Source organism: Bacteriovorax sp. DB6_IX (assembly GCF_000447775.1).
Classification (GTDB): domain Bacteria; phylum Bdellovibrionota; class Bacteriovoracia; order Bacteriovoracales; family Bacteriovoracaceae; genus Halobacteriovorax_A.
The window spans coordinates 1-224 of sequence record NZ_AUNJ01000317.1 but is presented as its reverse complement, the minus strand read 5'-3'; the positions used below and the strand labels follow the sequence as shown (position 1 = coordinate 224).

1 protein-coding gene is annotated in these 224 nt (G+C 32.1%); it reads left to right on the top strand.

Annotated elements, in window-relative coordinates:
• A partial coding sequence (locus M901_RS17530; RefSeq protein WP_021277995.1) for a prepilin peptidase occupies positions 1–224 on the top strand: 224 nt, incomplete at both ends.

The following is a 224-nucleotide window of genomic DNA, read 5'->3' as shown; positions in this document are numbered from 1 at the left end:
TATTGGAATGAAAATATACCTGTTTTCAGTTGGCTCTTTCTAAGAGGAAAGTGTTCTGGTTGCCAAGTAAAGATTAGTCCTGTCTATCCATTGGTAGAATTATTTATAGGGATTGTTTCATTTTTACTTTTTCCTAAAGTCGTTAATATTCACTCTTTAACAAGTTATATCTTTTTCTTTTCAATTGCCTGTGCCTTCACAGTTCACTTCGTCATTGATCTAAA